The following is a 23222-nucleotide window of genomic DNA, read 5'->3' as shown; positions in this document are numbered from 1 at the left end:
TATAAATTTATAAAAATAAAATATTTTCAGCTTATAGATTATATTAAAAATATATTTTAATGTTTTCTCAGACTTAAAAATTATATCTCACTCTTTAAACTCATGACAATACTTCTCTCCAGAGATATTAATAATAGTGGAAGGTTTACAATTGTTTTTGCTAGATGGTATTAATCTGTTATTTTAAAAACCGTTTTTAAATCCTTTAGCGTGATCATTAGCGTCATTGGATTTAAAAGCGAATCACTAAAACCCACAGACTTATAAAACTGCTTAGCATTCTCCGAGATAGCATGAACAATCAACCCCCTAACACCCACCAAATCTGCCGCTTGAGCGACACGTATGGAAGCATCTCTGACTAAATAGCGGCCAAACCCTCTTCCTTGATAACGCTTATCAACAGCTAAGCGGCCCAAAATAATCGCCGGAATGGGATTTGGCATATTACGCTTAAATTTGCTTATCGCCTCTTCTGACATGATTGAGCCGATAGCTAACGAATAATAAGCAATAACATCTCTGTTTTCGCTTACAACATAGGTTCTCGAAGCATTCTCTTTTTGATTTTTTAATGCTCTGTCTGTTAACCAGTTGTCCAGGGTGTCAATTCCTGAAGTAAAACTATTTAAATTGTGCTCATCTGTTAACAAAGTTGGATCATTAATCATTTTATCACCACGGTTTTTTCATATTTGCCGTTTTGATAAGATGCTCATTTGGAGCAGCCGGAGCATCAAGTTTAGCAATAAAAGCATTAAAAATTTCTGGAGATGCAACCATAAAGGAATATTCCAATAAAGTATTTTCAGCATCACGTTTGATTGTATCGAGGACATATTCAGTAACGGTTTTTCCCTTCACTTTTGCCGCTCTGTCTATTAAATCTCGATCCTCCTGCCTAATCCTCAAGTTGAGTGTCTTATTTTTACGGTTCTCACTTATCACGTTCATTACAAATCTCCTCATGCTATAGATGAGCTAAATAATACACAAATGTAACGCCATTGCCATCACATTTCTAGAGGGATAGAATTCCCATTAGGTATAGAGGTTTACATCGGTTTTCGCTAATAAAAATGTAATATACCCGTTATCATTCATTGAATACTTAAATATTACAGAAATTATATGTACTTATTGGCATGCCATGACGACTTCCGCATAGTGTGCATATACAGTATACGAGACTAGTATGATTAAAAGCTTCAAACACAAAGGATTGGAAAAATTTTTCAAAACTGGCTCTACTGCTGGCATTCAGCCTAAGCATGCCCTAAAGCTGCAAATCCAGCTAACTGTATTGAATATGGCTAAAAAACCAGAAGATATGAATGCCCCTAGCTGGAAACTTCACCCACTAAAAGGAGCAAATCTTAGCGGTCACTAGGCAATATCTGTTAACGGTAATTGGCGTTTAACATTTAGATTTGAGGGCGAAGATATAATTCTCGTTAATTATCAAGATTATCACTGAGGGCAACGAAATGAAAATGCATAAACCTGCACACCCAGGCATAGTTTTGCGTGAATATCTTGGTGACATATCTGTCACGGAAGCAACAAAGGCTCTCGGTATAACCAGAGCTGCACTATCCCGCATATTAAACGGCAATGCAGGAATATCTGCTGATATGGCCCTGCGACTGGAAGCCGCATTAGGTACTAGTGCCGAAATGTGGACAGGAATGCAGTCCCAATATGAACTGTGGATTGCCTCACAGCACAAAAGACCAGAAATAAAACCAATACTGGCTCACTCCTGATAGCGTAATAAGAGGGCTTTACTTAGCCAGCTACAACACTACACACCATGCCTGAATCACAAAGCAAAAACGGCAACCCGAAAGTTGCCGTTTTCAAATACGAGAAAACTACTCTTCTAGCAAAACCACATGGCCGATATAAGGCAGATGACGGTAAAGTTGAGCATAATCAATACCATAACCCACCACAAATTTATCCTCAATTGAGTAACCAATCCACTCCACCGGAACATCAACTTCACGGCGGGAAGGTTTATCCAGCAAGGTACAGATTGCCAGTGATTTTGGCTCACGCAGCGCCAAAATTTCACGTACTTTATTCAGGGTATTACCTGAATCAATAATATCTTCCACAATCAGTACATGCTTACCGCGGATATCCTCGTCCAGATCTTTCAGGATTTTCACATCACGAGTGGAATTCATACCGCTGCCGTAACTGGAAGCCGTCATAAAGTCGACTTGATGAGGGATCTGAATTTCACGGCATAAATCAGCCATAAAAATAAATGAACCTCTCAGCAACCCGACCAATACCAGCCCACTACCACTGTCACAATAGTGTTCAGTAATCTGTTTTCCCAGTTCAGCAATACGCTGTTTAACCTCCTGTTCGGAGATCATAACTTCTACAGTGTGTTTCATTATAAAGTTAACCAATTGTTTTTAATGAATAAATATATAAAAATCAATAAAAGATTATAACCAGTTGATATGCCCATTAATACGCCATTCTTCTAGCAATATTATTGAACAGTTCCTTTCCCTTAGGATATCTCAAGGCAAGTATGGCATAAGATAAGGATATTTATAGTATCCAGAAGAGAAACCAATCTATAGATCATACACCAAAACTATTATTCAAAATAATAGCTCACCGCTAATCGACAAATTGTTGTAACGACACCAATATGTTGCGCTTCTGACCACGTTTCATTGTTGGGGAACACTTAACCGCCTTATAAACTTCACGCATACAATAATCAGTGACTTTACCCTTAACAATATTATGATAATCAGTGCTGATCCTTTCCTTAATATCGTTAATATCAAATGCCGCATGAGCATCTATACAATTAATAAACGAATCCCATTGCAAAAACTTATGATCTTTCTGAGGCAAATCAACTTGGCATTGAAGAAGTTCCTGTCGTAATTGGATAAATTCGCTGATTTTAGAATTAATGATCAGAACAAGCAGCGGCTCACAGCAGCAAACCAACAAATATTTTAACTTTGGCGGCGTTGTAAAAGGGCAGTGAAGATAAAGAACATCTCCTATAGCCAAATTCTGTTTGGCTGAAAATTCCGCCCTAAAAGATGCAGGAAATCTGTCACCAAGATTAATCATCAGCTACTCAGCAGAAGTCAGATAAGCAACTAACTTGTCACCATCTTTACAACTGGCAGCTATCACTTCCAATGGAATCTCACCATTCTGGTTAGCCGCCATCCAAACACTATCGTGGCTGATATCACGTATTTCTTTAAAAGAAAGATTCCCATATTTTTCAATTGCTTCATTTATGCAATCAATATCTGAATCACTAAATACATCTTCATCGAAATCACGCAAAGCACGTATTTGGTGATTCCCATAACGTCCTTCTACTGCCAACGATGATCGTATAACATCAACATCACACCCATTTGGAATAAAGCGCCCGTCCCCTCTGGCTACTTTTATAATATCATAGGCATTCTCTGCCACAGGGCCATCTTTCATTGCAAGATAGTTATCACCCGTAATTAACCGGCCATAACGCTCTAAATGCAGTCGGTCAGCAAAATACAGAATTTTACCCACATGATAAATGTCAGAAATTGGTGCTGTAGAGGCAACGTACAGAATGGCCTCTATAGCCTTTTCTGAATCAAACCTTGCATTAAGCATCTCAATACCTTCATTCAAATTAGGATAAATAACATACAAAATCTATACCTATTTTAATACCTACCGTAATCCCTGTACAACGCTTTGTTGCGTTCCATTGCGGCCAGCAAAATTATTTACTAACAGTAAAACCTAGCATCATACCGGTATCTTCATGTTCTAGTAGATGACAATGCGCCATAAATGGGTGTTTCGCTCCCGCAGTATGCTTGAACTGAACCAGCACTTCACTCTCCTTGCCTTCCACATGAACAATATCTTTCCAACCGCTACGGTGAGCCGCAGGCTTGCGGCCATTTTCACTCAAAATACGAAAACGGGCGCCGTGAATGTGGAACGGATGCAGCATCATATCGCCAACCCCTGAAATCACCCAACGCTCATACTGCCCCTGTTTCACATCAAAAGCGGGTTCTGTTATGGAGAAAGACTGCCCATTAATGGTGTTCGCACGATGGAAATTTAATTCACTACCATGATACATATCTCCGTGGTTCATATTCCCATGATCCATCCCTATACCAGCCATAGCCTGCTCACCGTAGCGCTGAGATAACATCATCATCCCTTGCATATCCAGACGACTGTCCATCGCCAGATGTAAATTACGCCTGTTCAGGCCCGTCAAGGAAGGCAATGCAGGAAGCGTGGTAAGCCGCTCCGACAGTATTGTACGGCTAGAAAAAAGCTGAGGTTGAATACGTAAAACAGGTAACGGTTGATCAAATGGCGGTAATGTCATTCCTATCTGAACCACAGGCAACGTCACCAGATCGAAAGATTTGCCATCCGAAGCATCTATCACCACCTCAAAACGCTCTCCCGCCAGAATCGGCAACTCATTAACCGCAACCGGTTCTGCTAACAAACCACCGTCACTGGCAACAACATACAATTGACGACCATCACTGGTCGCAATATTGAGGCTACGAGCGTTACAGCCATTTAGCAAACGCAGACGTAACCAACCGCGCGGCGCAGTATGTTGGGGCAAAACAACACCGTTGGTCAGCATCATATCGCCAAACCAACCAACAGCGGCACTCATCACATCCAGTTGATAATCAATCTGCCCCTCGTTATTCAAGCGCTTATCCTGCAATATCACCGGAATATCATCCACGCCCCACTGATTTGGCAACCCCGTATTAATACTGTTCTCATCTTCAATCAGTACTAACCCACCAAGCCCCATTGCAACCTGATAACCCGTTTTGCCATGCGTATGTGGATGAAACCAACAAGTTGCTTCCGGTTGTTCAGGCGTGAAACTGACCGTCCGACTCCCTCCTGGCGCAATCATCGCATGTGGGCCGCCATCGGCTTCCCCAGTAATCTCCAGACCATGCCAATGAACCGTGGTCTCTTCCGGTAGATGATTACGAATATCAATAGTAACAGGTTTACCTGACGTCAATTTCAGTGCCGGACCGAGTAAATCACCGTTGTAACCCCAAGTTTTAGTCACCGCTCCTGCTTTAAAACTGGATTTTCCCGCTTTGATTTCAATAGCGATTTTACCTGCCGCATCTGGCTCTAGTTGTGGAGGAATAGGTAATGCCGGATAAGATTCAGCAAAGGAGAAACGACTCCATACAGGCAACATACTGGATAGGCCCATAACGGCACTTAATCTGATAAAATCACGTCGTTGCATATTCACCGCCTAATTAAATCCACCAAAAAATAGACAAAAAACATCTCATAAAGGAAACATAAGGGCTACCCTTACAGGAAGGTCAAGCGAATGGAATGTGATTTAAGTCGATCTTTACGGTAATTTAAAAAAATAAATTTTTCCTAACAAATATATTAATATGTTAACGTACTATGACATGGATTGATTATAATAATACAAATGCGAAAATTAGCTCTCTTGACTTACATACTGGTTCTTTTCGGTTTTTCCCACCCCGCAAAAGCGCTGACAGAAAATGAAGCTGAAGATCTGGCCGATCTGACAGCAGTGTTTATCTATCTGAAATATGACTGTGGCTACAGCCAAATTCCTGACCGGGAAATTAAACGCGCCATTATTTATTTCGCTCAACGCAATAAGTGGGATTTAACTAATTACAACAGCCAATTGATGGACAAGCTCAACGAAGAAAGCTACCAGGATCTAAAAGGAATTTACCTGTCCAATGCGATAAAGTGTCATGCTCTCGCCAGAGATTCGCTGAGTTTATTCGCCTACGTTAAATAGTGCTTTTCCTCATCCCTCTAAAGGGGTAAATTTCACCGTGCAACTATGAGAATTGTTGGCTATTATGTGCACCCAATTTTCATGACTGTCACAGTGGAGGAAAAGCCGGGATATGTCACAAAAAGAAATTTGGTACGAAACCCTGCACGCCAACTTTGGTCAGTATTTTTCCGTCGATAAAGTGCTTTATCACGATAAAACTGAGCATCAAGATTTGATTATCTTTGAAAACGCGGCATTAGGCCGCGTTATGGCGCTGGATGGCACAGTACAAACGACTGAACGTGATGAATTTATCTACCACGAAATGATGGCTCATGTTCCTTTGTTCGCCCACGGGAACGCCAAACGAGTACTGATTATCGGCGGTGGCGATGGCGGTATGCTACGTGAAGTCTGCCGTCATCAATATCTTGCAAGCATCACTATGGTTGAAATCGATGCCGGTGTCGTTGAATTCTGCCGTCAGTATCTGCCTAATCATAATGCCGGTGCTTATGATGATCCGCGCTTTAATCTGATCATTGACGATGGCGTTAATTTCGTTAATACCACCGATCAGAAATTCGACGTCATTATCTCTGACTGCACAGATCCGATCGGGCCCGGTGAAGGATTATTTACCTCTGAATTCTACCAAGGTTGCCAACGCTGTCTGAATGAAGGCGGCATCTTTGTTGCTCAGAATGGTGTTTGTTTCCTGCAACAGGACGAAGCAGTCACCAGCCATAAAAAATTGAGCAACTATTTTGCTGACAGCGGTTTCTATCAGGCAGCGATTCCAACCTATTATGGCGGAATGATGACCTTTGCCTGGGCGAGCCAGAACCCGGCACTACGCCATGTGGATCTGGCAACATTGCAACAGCGCTTTAACAACGCAGGTTTTACCTGCCGTTACTACAATCCAGCCGTTCATGCCGGTAGCTTTGCCTTACCACAATATCTGCTGGATGCACTATCCGAGAACCCATAATCACCCATTAGCCAGGAGGTGAAATAAATTGCACAAGCTGAAATTGCACGGCTTTAATAACCTGACAAAAAGCCTGAGTTTTTGTATTTACGATATCTGTTATGCAAAAAGCCAAGCTGATCGGGATAGTTATATCGCTTATATTGACGAACAATATAACGCTAACCGTTTAACGGAAATTCTTAGCGAAACCTGTTCGATCATTGGTGCAAATATTTTGAATATCGCCCGCCAAGACTATGAGCCGCAAGGGGCAAGCGTTACCATACTCGTCAGCGAAGAGCCGATGGACCCAAAGGATGTAGACAATACTGAAAATCCCGGTCCGTTACCTGATTCCGTCGTTGCTCATTTGGATAAGAGCCATATCTGCGTTCACACTTATCCAGAGAGCCATCCTGGCGGCGGTATATGTACTTTCAGAGCTGATATTGAAGTATCAACCTGCGGTGTTATTTCACCTCTCAAAGCGCTGAACTATCTGATCCACAAATTAGAATCAGATATTGTCACGATGGATTACCGCGTCCGTGGTTTCACCAGAGATGTGAATGGCATGAAACACTATATCGATCATGAAATCAGTTCTATTCAGAATTACATGACCGAAGAAGTGCAATCACAGTATTACATGATGGATGTTAATATTTATCAGGAAAATCTATTTCATACAAAAATGATGCTGAAAAGATTTGATCTGAATGATTACCTATTTAATGCCACACCAGAGCAACTCAGTGAAGCTGAAAAACTGGAAATTACCCATCTCTTAAAAAAAGAGATACAAGAAATCTATTACGGACGTAATTTACCCGCGGTTTAACTTTCACTAACTTATTATTTAGCTGGCAGATACCCATATTTACAGGTATCTGCCAGATCAATTTCTAACTGTATTAACCCATTATTCCAATTTACATGACTAATGCAGTGCTCATGATAATTTCAGCGCCGTAAATGGTTTTAAGGTAATCCAGAGCAGCTTGCTGATCAACGCCGGGAAAAACACACACAGCATCTGACAAAACTTTGATTTGATAACCGCGTATAAACGCGCCATAAGCCGTATGTCTGACACAACAATGAGTATGTTGGCCGGTTAATACAACTTCTGTCACACCATATGCTTGCAAAACCTCTTCCAGATCGGTTCCATCAAAAGCCCCATAAAACCGCTTAGGCAAAACAATTTCACGTTCTGCTCCAATAGGCGCCAATGGTTCAATGACATTAGCACCTGGCGTTCCAGCCATTGCATGTCTGCCCCAAATGCTCATTTCCCGATCACCGGCTCGGTGAGCATCATTAGCATAAACTACCAGCCAATCCGGTTGACGCCGGGCATGATCAATCAGCCGCTTAATTACCGGTACGATCTTCATCGCATCCGCCTCATTGGCGAGTGCTCCTGTGACAAAATCGTTCAACATATCAATTACAATCAATGCTTTCATTAACTTTGCCCTTTAAATGGATTCTTAAAAAAACAATTACTGTGACTTGCTTCCATCACTCAATTACAGACAATTCTGACAAGATTTTATTATGATTTATATTAGCTCATGAAACTGGACTAGTTAGCTTTTTAGCTATTCCGTTGGCTAATAACAACATCGGTATTCTCTAATCTTGACGCATAACATTGTAGGGTTACTATAATCCCATCAAGACAAAATAAGAGAGCTGGAGAATCCACTTCTCGGAGGTGTAAATGTTATATCCAGTTGCGATTGATAAAGGCCATTCATCCTTCGGCGTCCGTGTCCCTGATATCCCGGGTTGCTTTTCTGGAGGGGATAATTTTACAGACGCACTAGAAAGCGTCCGCGAAGCAATTGAAGCGCATATCGAATTGCTGATTGATGATAATGAATCAGTACCAGAAGCGACGAGCGTAGAAAACCACCTTGCCGACCCTGAATATATAGGAGCAATATGGGCATTAATTGATGTGGATATTACACGATTAATGGGAAAGTCAGAGAAAATCAACGTAACTCTTCCATCATTGCTAATTCGCCGTATCGATCAATTCGTCGCAAGTCATCCAGAATACGGGAGTCGTTCAGGTTTTCTATCACACATAGCGGCAGAAAAAGTTATTAGCAGAACCAAAATCTAATATGTCTGAAATGTTAATTTATTGACAATACGCTGATTTTTTCCTAATAAGACACCATCACAATAATTTCCCAAAATAATCACTGCCCCGAATAAAATCATTATTCAGGGCAGTTCAATAACACTGTGATTATTTCGATGGTGTCAAAGAAAAGGTCAATGTCTCTAACGGTTGAAGCGTAATCAATGCCGTTTTATTGATAAACTTCGGCAGCGAGCTGTTCTCGCCATAATCGATATTAACGTCATATACCGAAGGCTGATTATCAGGCAATTCAAGATCGCTTTGCAGATCCAGATAATATTGTTTCACTTCATCAGCAGGATTGCGCAAAGTGATAATCGACTTTTTCGGACTCCAGGCTCCCCAACCGTACACCGCAAGATCGGTGGGATCTTTACCAATCCAATGGGTATCAAACAGCACATCTTTATTTTTCTCTGACCATTTCGCCGCGTTTGCCAGCGTATCCCAATCCTCGGTGGTCAACAGTTCAGGCGTAACATACATCTCCTGTAACTGAGTGCCGCTGCCAAAATAGCTCCAAACCTGATCGGCAAAATCTTTAGGTGACTGTTTATCCAGATGCTTAGCCTGTTTAGCATAAACAATACCATGCAACATCAACGAATTCAGTGGGAACAACGGCCCCTTTGTTACGACATTACGATAAGTTTCCGCATCACGATAGGTAAGCCACTGCTGCACTTTGGAACCTGTACCTTGAAACTGCACATCATAGCCGCCACGCCAAATAGAATCGGCGAAAAATAGCCAGGAAGGCGTGGCTTTAGTGCCGGTGGTCAAGTTGATAAACAGTTCATTGCCTGTATTGCGCATATCTTCAATCAGATGGATAGCGGCATCGAAATCACTGGTGAATGAACTCCCTTTAATCACCCGATCAGCATTGCCGGTGCCGTCCAGCTTAAACATGGATACATTTTGCTGTTGAATCAGGTTGAGTACCCGGTTATGGAAATTGGCGTAATAATTAGGGCCTGAAAGCGCAAATCTGCCATCTATCACTTCATAACCAAACTCCTCCGCATGAGAAACACGTTGCTCACCCGGTTTACCATAACCGCCCCAAGGAGAAAGCCAAATGCCTAAACGAGCACGATATTGATCCGCCTCCTGTTTAAGATTTTTGAACTCATGGGGAAATGCCTCACTAAAGCCCCAATCCCCTTTGAGGTTATCCCAACCATCATCAAACAGATACCCCCCCAACTTCACACCGCGCTTAGTCACCAACTCCTGCCCAAACTGTTTGATACGAGTCAACGACTCTTGTTCGGTATAAGGGGTGAAGTAACCAATATCGTACCAAGAGTTGTAATGTAGGTAAGGACTATATTGACGCGGACGAGCATGGTTCAAAAACTCATTGACGCTGCGCCGCAATTGCCCTTTCTGATAAACACCAACATACGTCTTATAACTTAACGTTTTCCCCGGCTCTAACGGGATAGAGAGCGCAATTTTTTGCGAAACGCTCCCTTTATAAGCCTCAGTGGTAATCAATGGATTACCGGGAACGATAAAGAAGCTATCGCTGACAATCGGTGAACTGACGATAGAACCGTGAACAAAAGGGGTTTTAGTGCGAAATGGCATCAATGAGACAGAGCTGAGCTCTAACGCATTTTCCTGCGGTGTAATAGTGATTTCAAACGAACCGTACTTATCTTTACCCTCCACAGTAATGATATTTTTTACCTGAATATCGCCATGTTTCAGGGAGACAACAATACTATTGTGCTTTTTGCTGATACCAGTAATCTGAAAATCTTTAGCCGTGAGCTTTTCTCCCGATTTCAACGTGATTTCAAACAGATCATCAATGATGATTTGATCGTGATTTTTTGGATTTTCAAATTTTAATTGCGTCACTTTACCGTGTTCGTCGCTAACAGTTACATGGTAATTGTTACCGTCCAACAGCCAGCTATCTGCCCAGACTGGAGCACTACACAACACGGAACTCGCTAATAAACTCAACGTAATTTTATTTAACGTTCTTATTTTCACAGCAGTTTCCTTATAGTCAGAATGAAAAAACAGAACCGTCACGAATACAGCTTGCCTGCACTGCCACAAATCCGGATCTTTTCTTCTACTACTGCCTGCATAGCCTGTTTTCCCGGCGCGATATATTTACGTGGATCATTCGCATCTGGATGCTGGGTGAAATAGCGCTTCACCGCATCAGCAAAAGCAATTTTCAGATCGGTCGCCACATTGACTTTACAGACACCAAGACCAATCGCCTGCTGTATCATCACTTCAGGAATACCCGATGCCCCATGCAGCACCAACGGAATATCCACCTGTTCACAGATTGCTGCTAACCGATCAAAATCCAGATGCGGTTCACCATGATACAAACCATGCGCAGAACCAATCGCTACCGCCAGAGAATCAATACCGGTACGGGCAACAAAGGCTTTTGCCGCCAGCGGATCGGTAAAAAAACTATCGGCACTGGAGACCTGCAAATCATCTTCCTGCCCGCCTAGCCGCCCCAATTCCGCCTCAACGCTAACATCGTAACGATGGCAAAATCGTACCACCTCAGCCACCTTACGAATATTCTCTTCAAAGGGTAAATGCGAGCCGTCAATCATTACCGAACGCACACCTGCGGTCACTTTATGACTGATATCTTCCAATTCCTCATGATGATCGAGATGCAACGCCAGCGGCAAATTGTGGCGACGAGCGGCATCCTGACAGATTGACACGAGGTAGTCAGTTCCCGCATAACTGAAAGTACTCGGCGTACCGGCCAGAATAACCGGCGATGCCAGACGTGCTGCGGTTTCCGCTACCACCTGGACAGTTTCCAGATTATGGACGTTGAAAGCAGGAACCGCATAGCCTTCACGCAAGGCTTTTTTCAACATTTGACGACTAGAAATCAGGTACATATAAGCTCCTTAAATGCCATCCAGATTCGGGCTGTCATACCTTCTTTTTTGCTGCTCATGCCACAGGCTGGTTAATCCTCGCCGTCCACATTCCAGCGCCATATCACGAAATGTTTCCAAGGTTATATCTTCACGGTCCAGCATCATCTCTACCGCCAATTGCATATTAGTACCGGTGATAACTTCATAACATGGATTAGCTATTGCCAGTTGCGCCGCCTGCCGGAACGGCGATCCCCCCAGTAAATCACTGAGAATAATGACACCCTCGCCACTATCACAGGCGGTGCAAGCCGCCTGTAACAACACCAATAATTGTTGCGTACTGATTCCCTCAGGAAAATCGACAGCGCAGCACTGAGGTTGTCGTCCGACGACTTGTTCCACTGCCTGCAACAATCCACTGGCGAAATGCCCATGACCGGTGATTACAATACCTAACATTCCCTCTCCTCAGCGCCGTTTATTAAAGAAAACCAACATATTTCCCTACAATCCCGATCACAACCGTCAAACCAATTAACTTGATCGGGGAAAATCCTTTTTTCATCAACCAAAACACCAGCAGGGTGAAACACAACGGCAATAAATTCGGCATCAGTTTGTCCAGCACATCCTTCTGCAACGCCACACTGGCCTTACCGGCGTTTATCACTACCGGCGTCGAGAGATGGACATAGGAAGCGACCAACGCTCCGATTACCGTCATTCCCACGATTGAAGCGGCATGGGCGATCTTTTTGGTATGCTTTTTCAACAATGCCAACGCGCTGGTTCCTGCACGATAGCCATAATGCGCCAAGCCAAAACGCAAGCCGAAATGCACGATATTGAATAACAACAGGAATATGATGGGGCCGAACAGGCTGCCTTGCAGCGCCAGAGAAGCCCCGATACCCGCGCAGATAGGCAGCAAAGTCAACCAGAACAATGCATCACCAATCCCACCGAGCGGCCCCATCAGCGCCACTTTCACGGCGCGAATCGTGGAAATTTTCTCTTTATTCCGCTCCATTGCCAGCACCAATCCAGACAGGAAGGTGACATCAAACGGGTGCACATTGATAAACTCCATATGCATCTTCATCGAATTTGCGAGATCTTGCGGATTCTTGTGGATCTTACGCAGACCTGGGATCAAGGTGTACAACCAGCCCCCCGCCTGCATACGCTCATAGTTAAATGATGCCTGTAGCAACAAAGAGCGCCACGCCATACGGTTCAAATCGCCTTTGGTCAGATCTTCACTCGGTATCGTGTCCTGATAATCATCCTGCTCAACCTGACTAGTTGCCAGCGCCTGCACCATCCTGTTCTCAGCTTTAGCGGCCATAGCCGCATCGGTGTCATTAAATGCCATCTTCCATCTCCTGAGATTGAGTGTGAGATTGAGTAGTAGATACGCTGCGTTCAGCGGCCTCTTCCATACGGGAGCGGTTAAAGAAATCGATCAATGCAATCGCAAAAGCGCCAAGTGCTACAGCAATAATCGGCATATTAAGGAATGTGACTGAAATGAAACCCAGAATGAAATAAGCGATATAAGTCTTTTTCATCATGATCTTCATCAGCATAGAAAAACCGATAGCAGGCATCATGCCACCCGCAACCGCCAGACCATCCAACAACCATTTCGGCGCCTTCTGTACCATAACGCTGGCCGCGTCAGCACCGAAATAGACCGGCAGAAACGCCACAATAAAGTAGAAACAAAACAGAATGGCAATACCCAGATAATTCACCCGTTCCACACCGCGCCAGTTCAACGCTTTCACCATCTGATCGCATTTATGCATCATGGGTGAGAACACAGTAAACAGCAGGGTGATACAGCCTTGCACTGCAATGGAAAACGGCACCGCGATACCAATCGCGACTTTAGGATCGACCTCCGTCAAAATGGCAAATGCCGTACCAATCACGCCGCCAATCACCACATTTGGCGGCTGAGCGCCTGCCAGTGGCACCATGCCCATCCAGACCAGCTCCAGTGATCCTCCCACTAACAAACCCGTCTGCACATCCCCTAAAATCAGCCCGACCAACGGCCCAATGACCACTGGACGATGAAAATGAGTCAGCCCATCGAACAGATCCACCCCGGCCAATCCGGCCAGTAACCCAATCAATATCGCATCAATCAGCATAACTCACCCCCTCAAACCAGCAACTTAGCGATAGGTTCTCCCGCTTCATCCGGCACTCGCCGAATTTCGCAAGTGACGCCCAGTTGTTCCAGTTCACGAAACACCGCCATGTCACTGTCATCAACCGAAACCGTCTTATGGATTTGACGCTTTCCCTCAGTAAAATGCATATTGCCCACGTTAACAAAGCGGATCGGTACACCGCCTTTTACTAACGTCAGTACATCCTGCGGGGTTTTACAGACAATGAAAATTTTCTGACGCTCAGCCGCTTTATGAATCACATCAATGGTTTTTTGCAGGGTGAAATAACGTGTCTGAACCCCATCAGAAACCACCATATCCATCAGATTTTGCTGCATCAAATCACCGGCTACGTGATCGTTAGCCACCAATACCAAATTGGCCCCCAGTGAATTGGTCCAGGTCACACCGACTTGACCATGCACCAACCGGTTATCAATTCGGGTCATTAAAATATTCGGTATCGACATAATCACTCCTGCTACATTTTATTCTTGGTGAATACGGTGGATGATAGGGATAAATTTCCACCCCTTTCACCACGCGATTGACTTCCCCTGTCGGACATGGATTGTCTGGCGTTATGCCCAGTGCCAGCGAGGTTTCAAACGCTAACATCTGTAAAAATATCAAATAGGGGAACAACAGCCAGATATCGTCTTGTTCACTGTTAACCACCGTGAACCCTTTCCCCTGCGCGCCACTCAGTGCAACAATTTGACATGCCAATCCGTCATGATTCAGTTCCTGCCACAGATCGAGATCATAACGACGACGATGCTGATCAGCGGAGAGCATCATAACCACCAGCGTATCCCGTTCGATCATAAACTTCGGCCCATGACGCACCCCCATTGATGAGTCGTAACGGGTGGTAACATGCCCGGCGGTCAGCTCCAGCATCTTGAGCGCCCCCTCCTCTGCTATCCCAGTAAAACAACTGGAACCCAGACACATCATGCGTTTAAAACCGCTGCACGCCAGCCGCTTAATCTGTGTCTGCCACTGCCCCCTTTCCCGCTCACACAATGCGATCATCTCCATCAACGATGCTCCACTCTGTTCCAACGTCAACGGCCCTAGCAGCAGCACTGTTGCTAATGTCATACAACTGAAACTGGACGTCATAGCAAAACTCTGGTCGTGAGAACCCTGTGGCATATTCAACGAACAGACGTGAGCGCATCCTTCGGCATAACGCGCTAATGCACCAGCGGGATTACAAGTCAGCATCAGGTGATAACAGCGAGGCAGGAGCTGATCCGCCAGTTTTACCGCCGCCACGCTCTCCGGGCTATTGCCTGATCGCCCATAAGAAATCAGCAAGGTTGAACGTGTTGGATCGAGATATTGCAAGGGAGAAGGCACAATGTCTGTCGTACTGTACGCGACTACATTCAGTCCACACTGCTCACGCAACCAAGGCGCCAGCGTGCGCCCGATAAACGCGGAAGAACCTGCGCCACACAGCACTATCTGTAATTCTGGATCAGACAACAAAGGCTGCAAAAAGGGCCGCCACAACGCTTCCTCACGTTGCAGATTTTGATATAACTGACGCCAAAGCTCAGGCTGTTGATGAATCTCTCTGGCAGTATGCAACGCATGGCGTTCGCGCAACCAAACTTCGGTATAGGAAAACAGTTCATTCATACTAAAACCCCTTGTAACTCAGGCTCACAAGCCTGCGCATAGCTCAAGAGCACAGAACGAATTTTATCCAACACCCAAGCGTGTGGGTCATTATCCAACCTTCCGGCATTAACCGCCTGCGCCTGCTCAGGCAGGTATTGACTCAATAGTGACAGGGAAACCGGGCGACAACGCAGGTTATCCATCAAGGTATTCACTGCCTGTTGTACTCGCGGATGCGGCCAATAGTAACGAATGCGATCACTCAAACTATATTGACGATCAATAAACTGTTGGTGCGGCGTACCGTGGTAATAACGGTTCCAGTGCTCCGGCTGCTCAAGCATGACCTGTTCCAACGTGGCGCACAAATGAGCCGCGCCCTGTTCCCCATTCCATTCACTATCGATTTTATCGAGTGCGAACAGCGCCTCACGTAAAGCAAAAGTCAAAGCCGGACCGACTTTCAGAATGGCAAAGTGATCACGTACCAACTCACGGTAAGCTTGCGCTGTTTGATAATCAGTGGAATGGGCTTCATAGACTAAATAGGGTTGAGATTCGATATATTGGCTTAGTGTCGCTGCACGTTCAGGTTGATAATGTTCGATATGATGGTGATCGAACTCCACCCCCGGTTGCACCACCAGCGCAATCACCCGCGGCCATACCGGTTCCAATTCAGCTAATCGCCAGGCTTGTTGATGAACATTCAACGTTGTGGCTGCGGCCTGAGGCGTAGTAATTTGCATTCCTTCTAATGCTTCTTTGGCTCCACCCGGTACCGGCACTTCGGTGCCTATCACATAAACCGGTGGTTCTCCCCCCACCTGCTGCCAGCAACGTTCAGCCACCTGACACAAACGAGCCGCACGTACCGCAACTTCGTTGTCACCCAGCGGTGTTGGATCATCCAGACAAGACATCGAGCAATCGAGATGTATTTTACGGAACCCCGCCGCCACATAATCGTGTATCAACGTTTCAGCCAGTTTCATTGCCTGCTCAGCGGGAAGATCTTGCCAGGCGTTCGGTCCAAGATGATCGCCTCCTAGCCAGATACGATCACGCGGTAAACCAATGCGATCAGCCTGTTGCCAAACCGCATCCCGGAATTGAGCCGGTTGCATCCCGGTGTAACCACCAAACTGATTGACCTGATTAGAAGTTGCTTCAATCAGTACCGAAGTTTTACGCTCTTTAGCGACGCGCAAAGCGCTTTCCAATACCCAGGGATGAGCGGAACAGACCGAATAAATCCCCACTGCTTCACCTGATTTGTGACGATGGATAAGTTGTAATAGTGACTGCATGATGTCTCCCATGCGGGCAAGAATTTCGGTAAGAACTATTCGTCGGCAATAATCACATCCACGCCGAGTTCGATTAATGCCCGCCTGTAGTTATCGGGGATCCGACTGTCAGTAATCAGCCGATGAATCTGTCCGGCTTGACGGATCATGCAAAAACTTCTGCGCCCAAATTTACTGGCATCCGCCACCGCGATAATTTCATGCGCCACCTCACACATCACGCGATTAAGGTGGGCTTCACCGGGGTGCGGCGTGGTTATCCCTGCTTCCAGATCAAAACCATCAACGCCAAGAAATAGGGTGTCAAAGCGATATTGACGCAATTGCTGTTCCGCCGCCGGACCATAGAGCGAGTAGGAGTTCTGACGCACACTCCCGCCAAGCACCATCACCTCCATCCGGTCAAACCCCGCCAGTTCATAGGCGATATTCAACGCGTTAGTCATGACCACCAGATCACGCCGCTCTTTAAGAAATGGCGCGATTTGCGTGGTAGTCGAGCCGGAATCAAGGATCAGGGCATCACCATCCTGAACAAACTGTGCTGCCTTGGCCGCAATACGCGATTTCACATCACGATTGATCCGGCCTTTATCTTGCAAGGGGCGATCAAAGGCGAATTGCTGATTCAACATAGCGCCGCCATAGGAACGCAATGCACAACCTTTTTGTTCCAGATAACGCAGGTCATTACGGATAGTGACGCTGGAAACCCCAAAATGGGTGCTCAGATGCTCAACACGCACACTGCCTTCATGACACAACAAGTCGATAATCTGTTCACGTCTTTTTAAGGTATCCACAGCCATTCCGTTATACCCCTCAGATTTTCAGCGACAAATTTATGCCGCCTGTGATGAATTGCTTTCCCTCTCTTTCGATTTAATTACAGCAAAAGCAACCAAACGAAATTGTGATCGCTATTACAGTCTATTATATAGACAAAAATCGGCATAAAAGGTTTCGATTGGAAACAAAACGAAAGGAAATATTAGATTTCTTGGTTACTGACTAGTTACCCAAAAATCAGTTTTTATCCACATTTTGGATAACAATTGATATAAAGAAACGAAAGCGCTTGGTTTTCAATCAGCAACCACAAAGTTTTATTTTGTCAGGTGATAAGGATCACAAATTTTGTGATTGGGTGTACAAATCCTGATAAAATCCAGGACTGAAAGCTCTCACTGTAATTAAGGACACGCCACAAATGACAAAACGATTTTCGGTGCTGACTGGCGGGCTGCTGCTTGCCGCTTCTCTCGGCGCTCAAGCCTCGAATACCCCCGATCAGACCCGTCTGACAAATACTGTTGATAAGACCATACACTCCCTGATGCAGGAATATGACATTCCAGGAATGGCGATTGCGGTGACTTTCCGCGGTCAACATTTTTTCTATCAATACGGTGACGCATCAAAAGAGAACAATGCGCCGGTCACTAAAGAGACAATCTTTGAATTAGGCTCGGTCAGCAAAACCTTTACCGGCAGCCTGATTTCTTGGGCGCAGGTGACGGGAGCCATTTCCTTCTCCGATAAAGCCAGCCAGCATTTTCAACCGCTTGCAGGCAGCGCCTTTGACAACATAAACATGCTGAATATTGCCACCTACACCGCGGGCGGCCTGCCGTTACAATTCCCTGATGAGATCGACAGCAATAGCAAAATGGTGGACTGGTTTCAGCATTGGCAGCCAAAATACACACCCGGAACCTACCGCCAATACTCCAATCCCAGCATTGGCCTGGCGGGTTATATCGCTGCCCAAAGCCTTAAAAAACCTTACTCAATACTGGTGAAAAACCAGATCCTTTCACCGCTTGGCCTGCACCATACCTGGTTTAACGTCCCCGAGCAGGAGATGAAAAATTATGCATTGGGTTATTCAAAGGAGAATAAACCGATTCGCATAAATCCCGGCGTGCTGGATGAGGAAGCCTATGGCCTGAAAACCAGTGCACAGGAACTGATCGGCTTCGTTGATGCAAATATTGATCCTTCCCGCGTAGGCGACAGTAAGCTAGCACAGGCTATTCGAGCAACCCATACCGGTTATTACCGGGTGGGTGAGATGACGCAAGGGCTGGGCTGGGAGCTTTATCACTGGCCTGTCACCCTTGAGCAGGTACTGAGCGGCAACTCGGCGCAACTCGCTTTTCAAGCCAATAAAATTACGGAACTATCGCCGCCAGAGCCGCCAACGGATGCGCTTTTTATCAATAAAACCGGTTCCACCAATGGCTTCGGAGCATATGTCGCGTTTGTGCCGCAAGAACAAATGGGTATTGTGCTGCTAGCCAACAAAAATTACCCCAATGAGGCGCGCATCAAAGCAGCCTGGCAAATCCTCAAGGCGCTGAAATAGCGCACAATTGCGTTAAATACTGTGTCTTTAAATACCGTGTCTGTTGGCAGCGCCTCCCGCAGGAGGCGCTGTCTTGACATATCGAGTCGTTAAGCCAGTAAAGCTTCCAAACCTGCGGTCACTGACTCCATACGGTGCCCGCCTGAATGCTCAATCACATAACGCTTGCCTACCTGAGAAGAGGCATCCAAGCCCCAAATACCATGTTCGGCCTTCTGACTCAGCGGATCGCTACTGGTATTGATGTGGGTGACATTGGCACTATCCAACTTGTCGGCCAACCGATCTCGCAATCCTACATGCAATCCCATGCTGTTGAATGCAGTGACCTTGATCCCATGCTTGATGCCCGCATATTGCGCTAGCCCGCCGCCCAAGGAGTGACCCAGAACCTCAACCTTACCGCCATATTGTTTAGTAAAGGCTTTGACCAAGCGATCAGCATCCTGAAACGCGCTGTCCTTGATCCCCAAAGCTGCGCCGACATCACTCTTCACCGTGCCAGGACGCTTGGTCGGCTGAGTACCCACGAAGGAGAGCACCATAGTGTCGTCACGCTTGTAGACAGCAACCTTGAGCGCAGACCAGCTATCTCCCTCAAGGATTAAAGGATCATTCTCCCCCTTGCTGGGGCGAACATGCAGGGTTAACTCACTGCCGGTTCCGCCAGTGCCATCCTCCCGGCGAGCCAATATCGAGGACGGGATATCAGCTAAAGTGGCATGACTGTAACCTGCGGGCATATCCCGATAGCTACTGGAGCAACTGATTCTCGCCAATTGGGCCGCATCCATCACTGCTTTAGCTCCCACAGCATTCAACGGCTCTTGTTCTGCTTTAGCCACAAACGCGGGTTTGGCGATCACCTTGGCAGAATTCAGCAATTGTTCAGCACGCGTTCCAGCCTGCAAACGATCAGACGCGCCAAGCGGTAGATGCGAGACTCCCTTCGCGCCCGCTCCAGCCAGCCCTAGGGCAGAAGATGCCAGCAAACGCCCGGTGGATTCCGCCAAGTTTTTAACGCCTGCAACACCAACTGAAATCGCACCACTCGTTACACTACTGGCGCCGCCCGTGATATTAGCCAATCCCTTGATAATGGCTCCAGTCCAGTAACGCGCCTTACCTTTGGCGCTCTGCGCATGGGAATCATGCCCTCCCTGTATGGCAGTGCCAATCTTGCGAGCCGGGGCGCTCAATGTCAGATATTTCAGTGTGGTGGTCAGCACCTTGCCCGGCGACACCTGAGTACCAAGTCCAGTACTGGTGTAATGGGAGGCAAGATGATGATGAACACTATTATTGCGAGATGGTGTCTGTACTTCTCCGTTCGAAAGGGGCGCCAATGCCGTGGCGCTGGGAGAGTGCCCAATACCTTGAATAGACATCTTATTATTCTCCTTGGTTATTCAGATGACGGTCACTTAACATGCGATGGCTGATCCTGGTAATGGATGCGGCACATCGGCTCCGTTCTGCTGGGTGCTGATCACCTGAAACTGAGACTGCAAGCTGATCCCAAGATCGAGAAACTCCCCCAGAGTCTGCATAAATGCCGTTTCGTCGAACATCTCGATCAATGCAGAGAAGCTCAACACCAGATAATTGGTACGACTGTCCAGACTGATCTGACTGCCGCCGGTGGTAAGACCGAACATATTCAGCTCAAGGGCAGCCCGAGTCAGCATCAACTGGCCCGGTTCATCTACAGGCAATCGCAACAAAGGAATATAGAGATAAAATGCCTGAACGTCGTCGTTATCCGGTACTTCAACGATGCACTCTCCACCTTGGCCGAAAGGCACTGTACAGTGACCATCGCCGCCAATGCTCAAAGCCACGCCTTGGCGCTCACCCACAAGGCGCAACCATTCCGATACTGTCTGTTGATATGCTTTCACTATGATGTTCTCCGCTCGTTATCCCTTACAGACCAAGGGCTTCGCACGCAATAGAAAGTGTGATCATGTTAACAATCACTGGCAAGCCGTGATTTATCCCTAGGGCGAAGTTTTTTATATCGACGTCGAAATAGCGCCTTATCGGTAGTTGGGTTGCACCGTGCAAGTACGGTTCGAATCTACTGTACCCAACTTAGCCGACAGGTGTTATCCCAATAGCGTAGGTTAATTCATATGAGTTTTACGAGCCGGATCGTATTCCCACCACCACTCAAAGGAAGGAAGCCCTAGCGATTCGAAACTTTCCGGCGGCATCATGTCAGTAACTAGCCCACCTTCAAATACACTTTCCTGGGAAAGACCACTGATGGAACAATAACGCTTATTATCACGCCCCCAAACCAAACTACCGCTGTAATAGGCAGTCAATCCATTAATGTAATCACGAACTTCAGGAGATGCGGTAATCAATACCTCCTTTTGTAACCGCAAGAACAAGCTAACTACCCGCCAACGCAGCTCCCAATAATGCTCCATGCTCTGTTCAACCGTATAACCATATTGTCGACACATGACACTAATAACATTATGTTCCTTATCATCTACCGCCCTCCGTTGTTCCTTTGCATAAGCATAGGCTTCACAATCCCATGCTGTCAGACAACCCATCATTTCTGACAATGCACAAACTCGGCGATCTTCAAACTCATCCTGACTAATATTAATACCTGCGATAACGTGATTTAACACAGGATATGCCCAAGCTCCTCCACCGTACATACGCATCACCAAATAATCATCAAGCAAAGGTTTTGGCTCCACCGCTTTCCACATTTCAGTCATGATATAAGTACGCATCCCTTTAAAAAAACGGCCTGCTAGAGTAGGAGATGCATAGCGATTTAATCGAATACACAAGTCACGCATTGCCCTAGCGTAACGGTCGTTATTGACGGGATATTCAGGAGATTCAAGAGCACGCTGTAGCTGAGCTGCATTATGGATAAAAGCGGTAGGATTTACGCTTAATGGTCCTTCATCGCAGTATTCGTCATCATAAGCAAAACCCCACATTATGAAATCTGAACCTACTTGCAACAGTTCCTTACTCCCCTTTGGATACATTAACCCCGCCAACCGTGCACTTTCCATTTGCCATAAACGCTGCCGCTGTGTTTCGTTACTGTATAAACGGAAGCGATCCGCATATTCACGCGTAGCTGCTTCAATTTCGCAATTTTCCGGATCTCCCGCATTGACTAATGGATGTGACATATATGGGAATGGATTAGGCAGAGGGGGAATTTTAACGATATTCACAAATAATTAGCTCCATAAAGTAATTTATTGACAAACGATGATTCAGTAGCAATTAAGTTATAGGTGGACATAGGATTTTTTACCAATCTTACTAACTCGTTTTCTGCCAACGCTTGCACTACTATCGAAATTACCGGTAAAGAGGCAGCTCCAACTGAGGTATTTATGAAAAATGAATTGTTTGCTGATCTTCTAGCTAGCGCAAAAGATAATGGTGAAAATTGAAAAAGGTAAACTGACGCCAAAACCGGAACATATTCACACTTTTGCCAAAATTGATGTTAAAGCAATACGTGAAGCAACTGGTTTGAAACAATAGGAGTTTGCCATATACCCTAAATTTTTCGATTAAAAAAGGAGCGATTGAGCGATTAATTAAAGAATTCAATATGAAAAATCGGAATTAATAGCGATTAATTAGCCATTTCATGTGACATTAATCACATTCTTTTCATATTCATCTGATAAATATCGTGCTCTTGTGGTCATAATACCTAGAGAGCGAAATTCTCTGTTATTTGTCTCCACTCCATCCTACTTAGCTGGAAGCGGTCTATTGTTCTCTCTAACGCCACGTATTAAATGATGGCTATTTTACGCTGTCATTTTTTTACCGCGGA

25 protein-coding genes and 2 pseudogenes are annotated in these 23222 nt (G+C 45.5%); 8 read left to right on the top strand and 19 right to left on the bottom strand.

The window, feature by feature from the left end; genetic code table 11:
• Positions 1-170 precede the first annotated feature (170 nt).
• Positions 171-671 (bottom strand): GNAT family N-acetyltransferase, encoded by a 501-nt coding sequence (locus EAE90_RS07570; RefSeq protein ID WP_214052986.1) that lies wholly within the window; start codon positions 669-671, stop codon positions 171-173.
• 4 nt (positions 672-675) lie between these two features.
• Positions 676-954, bottom strand: a complete 279-nt coding sequence (locus EAE90_RS07565) for a type II toxin-antitoxin system TacA family antitoxin (RefSeq protein ID WP_214052985.1) — start codon at positions 952-954, stop codon at positions 676-678.
• 241 nt (positions 955-1195) lie between these two features.
• Here EAE90_RS07565 and EAE90_RS07560 point away from each other — a divergent pair.
• Both EAE90_RS07560 and EAE90_RS07555 read left to right on the top strand, forming a co-directional pair.
• Positions 1196-1477 (top strand): annotated as a pseudogene (locus EAE90_RS07560) (type II toxin-antitoxin system RelE/ParE family toxin).
• Between the two features lie 10 nt (positions 1478-1487).
• Positions 1488-1766, top strand: a complete 279-nt coding sequence (locus EAE90_RS07555) for a HigA family addiction module antitoxin (RefSeq protein WP_214052984.1) — start codon at positions 1488-1490, stop codon at positions 1764-1766.
• A 108-nt stretch (positions 1767-1874) separates the two neighbouring features.
• Here the strand turns inward: EAE90_RS07555 and hpt are convergent, their stop codons facing one another.
• From hpt to cueO, 4 genes are all read right to left on the bottom strand, one after another.
• The gene (hpt, locus tag EAE90_RS07550) at positions 1875-2411 is read right to left on the bottom strand and encodes a hypoxanthine phosphoribosyltransferase (protein ID WP_011145232.1); all 537 of its coding nucleotides are present in this window, start codon (positions 2409-2411) and stop codon (positions 1875-1877) included.
• A 235-nt stretch (positions 2412-2646) separates the two neighbouring features.
• Entirely contained in the window at positions 2647-3117 is a 471-nt protein-coding gene (locus EAE90_RS07545) for a hypothetical protein (RefSeq protein ID WP_040149592.1), read from the bottom strand.
• Between the two features lie 3 nt (positions 3118-3120).
• Positions 3121-3660, bottom strand: coding sequence for a Panacea domain-containing protein (locus tag EAE90_RS07540; protein WP_036808548.1), 540 nt, complete (start codon positions 3658-3660; stop codon positions 3121-3123).
• 112 nt (positions 3661-3772) lie between these two features.
• Complete coding sequence (gene cueO / locus EAE90_RS07535; RefSeq protein WP_214052983.1) at positions 3773-5317, bottom strand: multicopper oxidase CueO; 1545 nt, start codon at positions 5315-5317, stop codon at positions 3773-3775.
• A 201-nt stretch (positions 5318-5518) separates the two neighbouring features.
• On the opposite strand from cueO, the gene EAE90_RS07530 reads away from it, so the two are divergent.
• From EAE90_RS07530 to speD, 3 genes are all read left to right on the top strand, one after another.
• A complete protein-coding gene (locus EAE90_RS07530; protein WP_036782614.1) occupies positions 5519-5866 on the top strand; it encodes a YacC family pilotin-like protein in 348 nt (115 codons plus the stop codon).
• A gap of 112 nt (positions 5867-5978) precedes the next feature.
• Complete coding sequence (gene speE, locus EAE90_RS07525) at positions 5979-6842, top strand: polyamine aminopropyltransferase (protein WP_214052982.1); 864 nt, start codon at positions 5979-5981, stop codon at positions 6840-6842.
• Positions 6843-6870: 28 nt separating this feature from the next.
• The gene (gene speD, locus EAE90_RS07520; RefSeq protein ID WP_214052981.1) at positions 6871-7665 is read left to right on the top strand and encodes an adenosylmethionine decarboxylase; all 795 of its coding nucleotides are present in this window, start codon (positions 6871-6873) and stop codon (positions 7663-7665) included.
• A gap of 91 nt (positions 7666-7756) precedes the next feature.
• Here speD and EAE90_RS07515 read toward each other — a convergent pair whose 3' ends face one another.
• Positions 7757-8296: a cysteine hydrolase family protein gene (locus EAE90_RS07515; protein WP_214052980.1), complete on the bottom strand. Its 540-nt coding sequence runs from the start codon at positions 8294-8296 to the stop codon at positions 7757-7759.
• Between the two features lie 257 nt (positions 8297-8553).
• Here EAE90_RS07515 and EAE90_RS07510 point away from each other — a divergent pair, with 257 nt between their 5' ends.
• Entirely contained in the window at positions 8554-8964 is a 411-nt protein-coding gene (locus EAE90_RS07510; RefSeq protein ID WP_214052979.1) for a type II toxin-antitoxin system HicB family antitoxin, read from the top strand.
• Positions 8965-9093: 129 nt separating this feature from the next.
• Here EAE90_RS07510 and EAE90_RS07505 read toward each other — a convergent pair whose 3' ends face one another.
• From EAE90_RS07505 to agaR, 9 genes are read right to left on the bottom strand one after another with little or no spacing between them, the layout of a single operon-like run.
• Complete coding sequence (locus EAE90_RS07505; RefSeq protein WP_339920998.1) at positions 9094-10998, bottom strand: enterotoxin; 1905 nt, start codon at positions 10996-10998, stop codon at positions 9094-9096.
• 38 nt (positions 10999-11036) lie between these two features.
• Complete coding sequence (locus EAE90_RS07500; protein ID WP_036782629.1) at positions 11037-11897, bottom strand: tagatose bisphosphate family class II aldolase; 861 nt, start codon at positions 11895-11897, stop codon at positions 11037-11039.
• 9 nt (positions 11898-11906) lie between these two features.
• A complete protein-coding gene (gene agaF / locus EAE90_RS07495) occupies positions 11907-12341 on the bottom strand; it encodes a PTS galactosamine/N-acetylgalactosamine transporter subunit IIA (protein WP_036782632.1) in 435 nt (144 codons plus the stop codon).
• Positions 12342-12363: 22 nt separating this feature from the next.
• Positions 12364-13257 carry a PTS system mannose/fructose/sorbose family transporter subunit IID gene (locus EAE90_RS07490; RefSeq protein ID WP_214052978.1) on the bottom strand — a complete coding sequence of 298 codons (894 nt, stop codon included), beginning with the start codon at positions 13255-13257 and terminating at the stop codon, positions 12364-12366.
• Positions 13247-14044 carry a PTS N-acetylgalactosamine transporter subunit IIC gene (gene agaW / locus EAE90_RS07485; protein ID WP_214052977.1) on the bottom strand — a complete coding sequence of 266 codons (798 nt, stop codon included), beginning with the start codon at positions 14042-14044 and terminating at the stop codon, positions 13247-13249. Before agaW ends, EAE90_RS07490 begins: the two co-directional genes overlap by 11 nt.
• Positions 14045-14055: 11 nt before the next feature.
• Positions 14056-14538, bottom strand: coding sequence for a PTS N-acetylgalactosamine transporter subunit IIB (gene agaV / locus EAE90_RS07480; protein ID WP_214052976.1), 483 nt, complete (start codon positions 14536-14538; stop codon positions 14056-14058).
• Complete coding sequence (locus EAE90_RS07475) at positions 14504-15721, bottom strand: AgaS family sugar isomerase (protein WP_214052975.1); 1218 nt, start codon at positions 15719-15721, stop codon at positions 14504-14506. The genes agaV and EAE90_RS07475 overlap by 35 nt, the downstream gene beginning before the upstream one ends.
• Positions 15718-17013: a D-tagatose-bisphosphate aldolase, class II, non-catalytic subunit gene (locus tag EAE90_RS07470; RefSeq protein ID WP_214052974.1), complete on the bottom strand. Its 1296-nt coding sequence runs from the start codon at positions 17011-17013 to the stop codon at positions 15718-15720. The genes EAE90_RS07475 and EAE90_RS07470 overlap by 4 nt, the downstream gene beginning before the upstream one ends.
• A 35-nt stretch (positions 17014-17048) precedes the next feature.
• Positions 17049-17822: a transcriptional repressor AgaR gene (gene agaR / locus EAE90_RS07465; protein WP_214052973.1), complete on the bottom strand. Its 774-nt coding sequence runs from the start codon at positions 17820-17822 to the stop codon at positions 17049-17051.
• Positions 17823-18223: 401 nt separating this feature from the next.
• Between agaR and ampC the strand changes: the two genes are divergently transcribed.
• Positions 18224-19381, top strand: a complete 1158-nt coding sequence (gene ampC / locus EAE90_RS07460; RefSeq protein WP_214052972.1) for a class C beta-lactamase — start codon at positions 18224-18226, stop codon at positions 19379-19381.
• Between the two features lie 89 nt (positions 19382-19470).
• Here the strand turns inward: ampC and EAE90_RS07455 are convergent, their stop codons facing one another.
• The 3 genes from EAE90_RS07455 to EAE90_RS07445 form a co-directional block, all read right to left on the bottom strand.
• Positions 19471-20769 (bottom strand): Tle-like phospholipase domain-containing protein, encoded by a 1299-nt coding sequence (locus EAE90_RS07455; RefSeq protein WP_214052971.1) that lies wholly within the window; start codon positions 20767-20769, stop codon positions 19471-19473.
• A 36-nt stretch (positions 20770-20805) separates the two neighbouring features.
• On the bottom strand, positions 20806-21240 hold the full coding sequence (locus tag EAE90_RS07450; RefSeq protein WP_214053078.1) for a CesT family type III secretion system chaperone: 435 nt from the start codon (positions 21238-21240) through the stop codon (positions 20806-20808).
• A gap of 267 nt (positions 21241-21507) precedes the next feature.
• A complete protein-coding gene (locus EAE90_RS07445) occupies positions 21508-22602 on the bottom strand; it encodes a terpene synthase family protein (RefSeq protein WP_214052970.1) in 1095 nt (364 codons plus the stop codon).
• A 165-nt stretch (positions 22603-22767) separates the two neighbouring features.
• Between EAE90_RS07445 and EAE90_RS07440 the strand changes: the two are divergent.
• Positions 22768-22918, top strand: a pseudogene (locus tag EAE90_RS07440) (NadS family protein); the annotation flags it as partial.
• Positions 22919-23222 lie beyond the last annotated feature (304 nt).

The sequence above is a fragment of the Photorhabdus caribbeanensis genome (genome assembly GCF_018448885.1).
Lineage (GTDB): Bacteria > Pseudomonadota > Gammaproteobacteria > Enterobacterales > Enterobacteriaceae > Photorhabdus > Photorhabdus caribbeanensis.
The sequence above is the reverse complement of the archived record's forward strand: the minus strand, read 5'-3'. Positions and strand labels throughout refer to the sequence as shown.

What these genes read in the sequence shown, in the direction of transcription:
- EAE90_RS07570 (WP_214052986.1), bottom strand. Translation starts at nt 671, where the DNA reads ATGATTAATGATCCAACTTTGTTAACAGATGAGCACAATTTAAATAGT.
- EAE90_RS07565 (WP_214052985.1), bottom strand. Translation starts at nt 954, where the DNA reads ATGAACGTGATAAGTGAGAACCGTAAAAATAAGACACTCAACTTGAGG.
- EAE90_RS07555 (WP_214052984.1), top strand. Translation starts at nt 1,488, where the DNA reads ATGAAAATGCATAAACCTGCACACCCAGGCATAGTTTTGCGTGAATAT.
- hpt (WP_011145232.1), bottom strand. Translation starts at nt 2,411, where the DNA reads ATGAAACACACTGTAGAAGTTATGATCTCCGAACAGGAGGTTAAACAG.
- EAE90_RS07545 (WP_040149592.1), bottom strand. Translation starts at nt 3,117, where the DNA reads ATGATTAATCTTGGTGACAGATTTCCTGCATCTTTTAGGGCGGAATTT.
- EAE90_RS07540 (WP_036808548.1), bottom strand. Translation starts at nt 3,660, where the DNA reads ATGCTTAATGCAAGGTTTGATTCAGAAAAGGCTATAGAGGCCATTCTG.
- cueO (WP_214052983.1), bottom strand. Translation starts at nt 5,317, where the DNA reads ATGCAACGACGTGATTTTATCAGATTAAGTGCCGTTATGGGCCTATCC.
- EAE90_RS07530 (WP_036782614.1), top strand. Translation starts at nt 5,519, where the DNA reads ATGCGAAAATTAGCTCTCTTGACTTACATACTGGTTCTTTTCGGTTTT.
- speE (WP_214052982.1), top strand. Translation starts at nt 5,979, where the DNA reads ATGTCACAAAAAGAAATTTGGTACGAAACCCTGCACGCCAACTTTGGT.
- EAE90_RS07515 (WP_214052980.1), bottom strand. Translation starts at nt 8,296, where the DNA reads ATGAAAGCATTGATTGTAATTGATATGTTGAACGATTTTGTCACAGGA.
- EAE90_RS07510 (WP_214052979.1), top strand. Translation starts at nt 8,554, where the DNA reads ATGTTATATCCAGTTGCGATTGATAAAGGCCATTCATCCTTCGGCGTC.
- EAE90_RS07500 (WP_036782629.1), bottom strand. Translation starts at nt 11,897, where the DNA reads ATGTACCTGATTTCTAGTCGTCAAATGTTGAAAAAAGCCTTGCGTGAA.
- agaF (WP_036782632.1), bottom strand. Translation starts at nt 12,341, where the DNA reads ATGTTAGGTATTGTAATCACCGGTCATGGGCATTTCGCCAGTGGATTG.
- EAE90_RS07490 (WP_214052978.1), bottom strand. Translation starts at nt 13,257, where the DNA reads ATGGCATTTAATGACACCGATGCGGCTATGGCCGCTAAAGCTGAGAAC.
- agaW (WP_214052977.1), bottom strand. Translation starts at nt 14,044, where the DNA reads ATGCTGATTGATGCGATATTGATTGGGTTACTGGCCGGATTGGCCGGG.
- agaV (WP_214052976.1), bottom strand. Translation starts at nt 14,538, where the DNA reads ATGTCGATACCGAATATTTTAATGACCCGAATTGATAACCGGTTGGTG.
- EAE90_RS07475 (WP_214052975.1), bottom strand. Translation starts at nt 15,721, where the DNA reads ATGAATGAACTGTTTTCCTATACCGAAGTTTGGTTGCGCGAACGCCAT.
- EAE90_RS07470 (WP_214052974.1), bottom strand. Translation starts at nt 17,013, where the DNA reads ATGCAGTCACTATTACAACTTATCCATCGTCACAAATCAGGTGAAGCA.
- agaR (WP_214052973.1), bottom strand. Translation starts at nt 17,822, where the DNA reads ATGGCTGTGGATACCTTAAAAAGACGTGAACAGATTATCGACTTGTTG.
- ampC (WP_214052972.1), top strand. Translation starts at nt 18,224, where the DNA reads ATGACAAAACGATTTTCGGTGCTGACTGGCGGGCTGCTGCTTGCCGCT.
- EAE90_RS07455 (WP_214052971.1), bottom strand. Translation starts at nt 20,769, where the DNA reads ATGTCTATTCAAGGTATTGGGCACTCTCCCAGCGCCACGGCATTGGCG.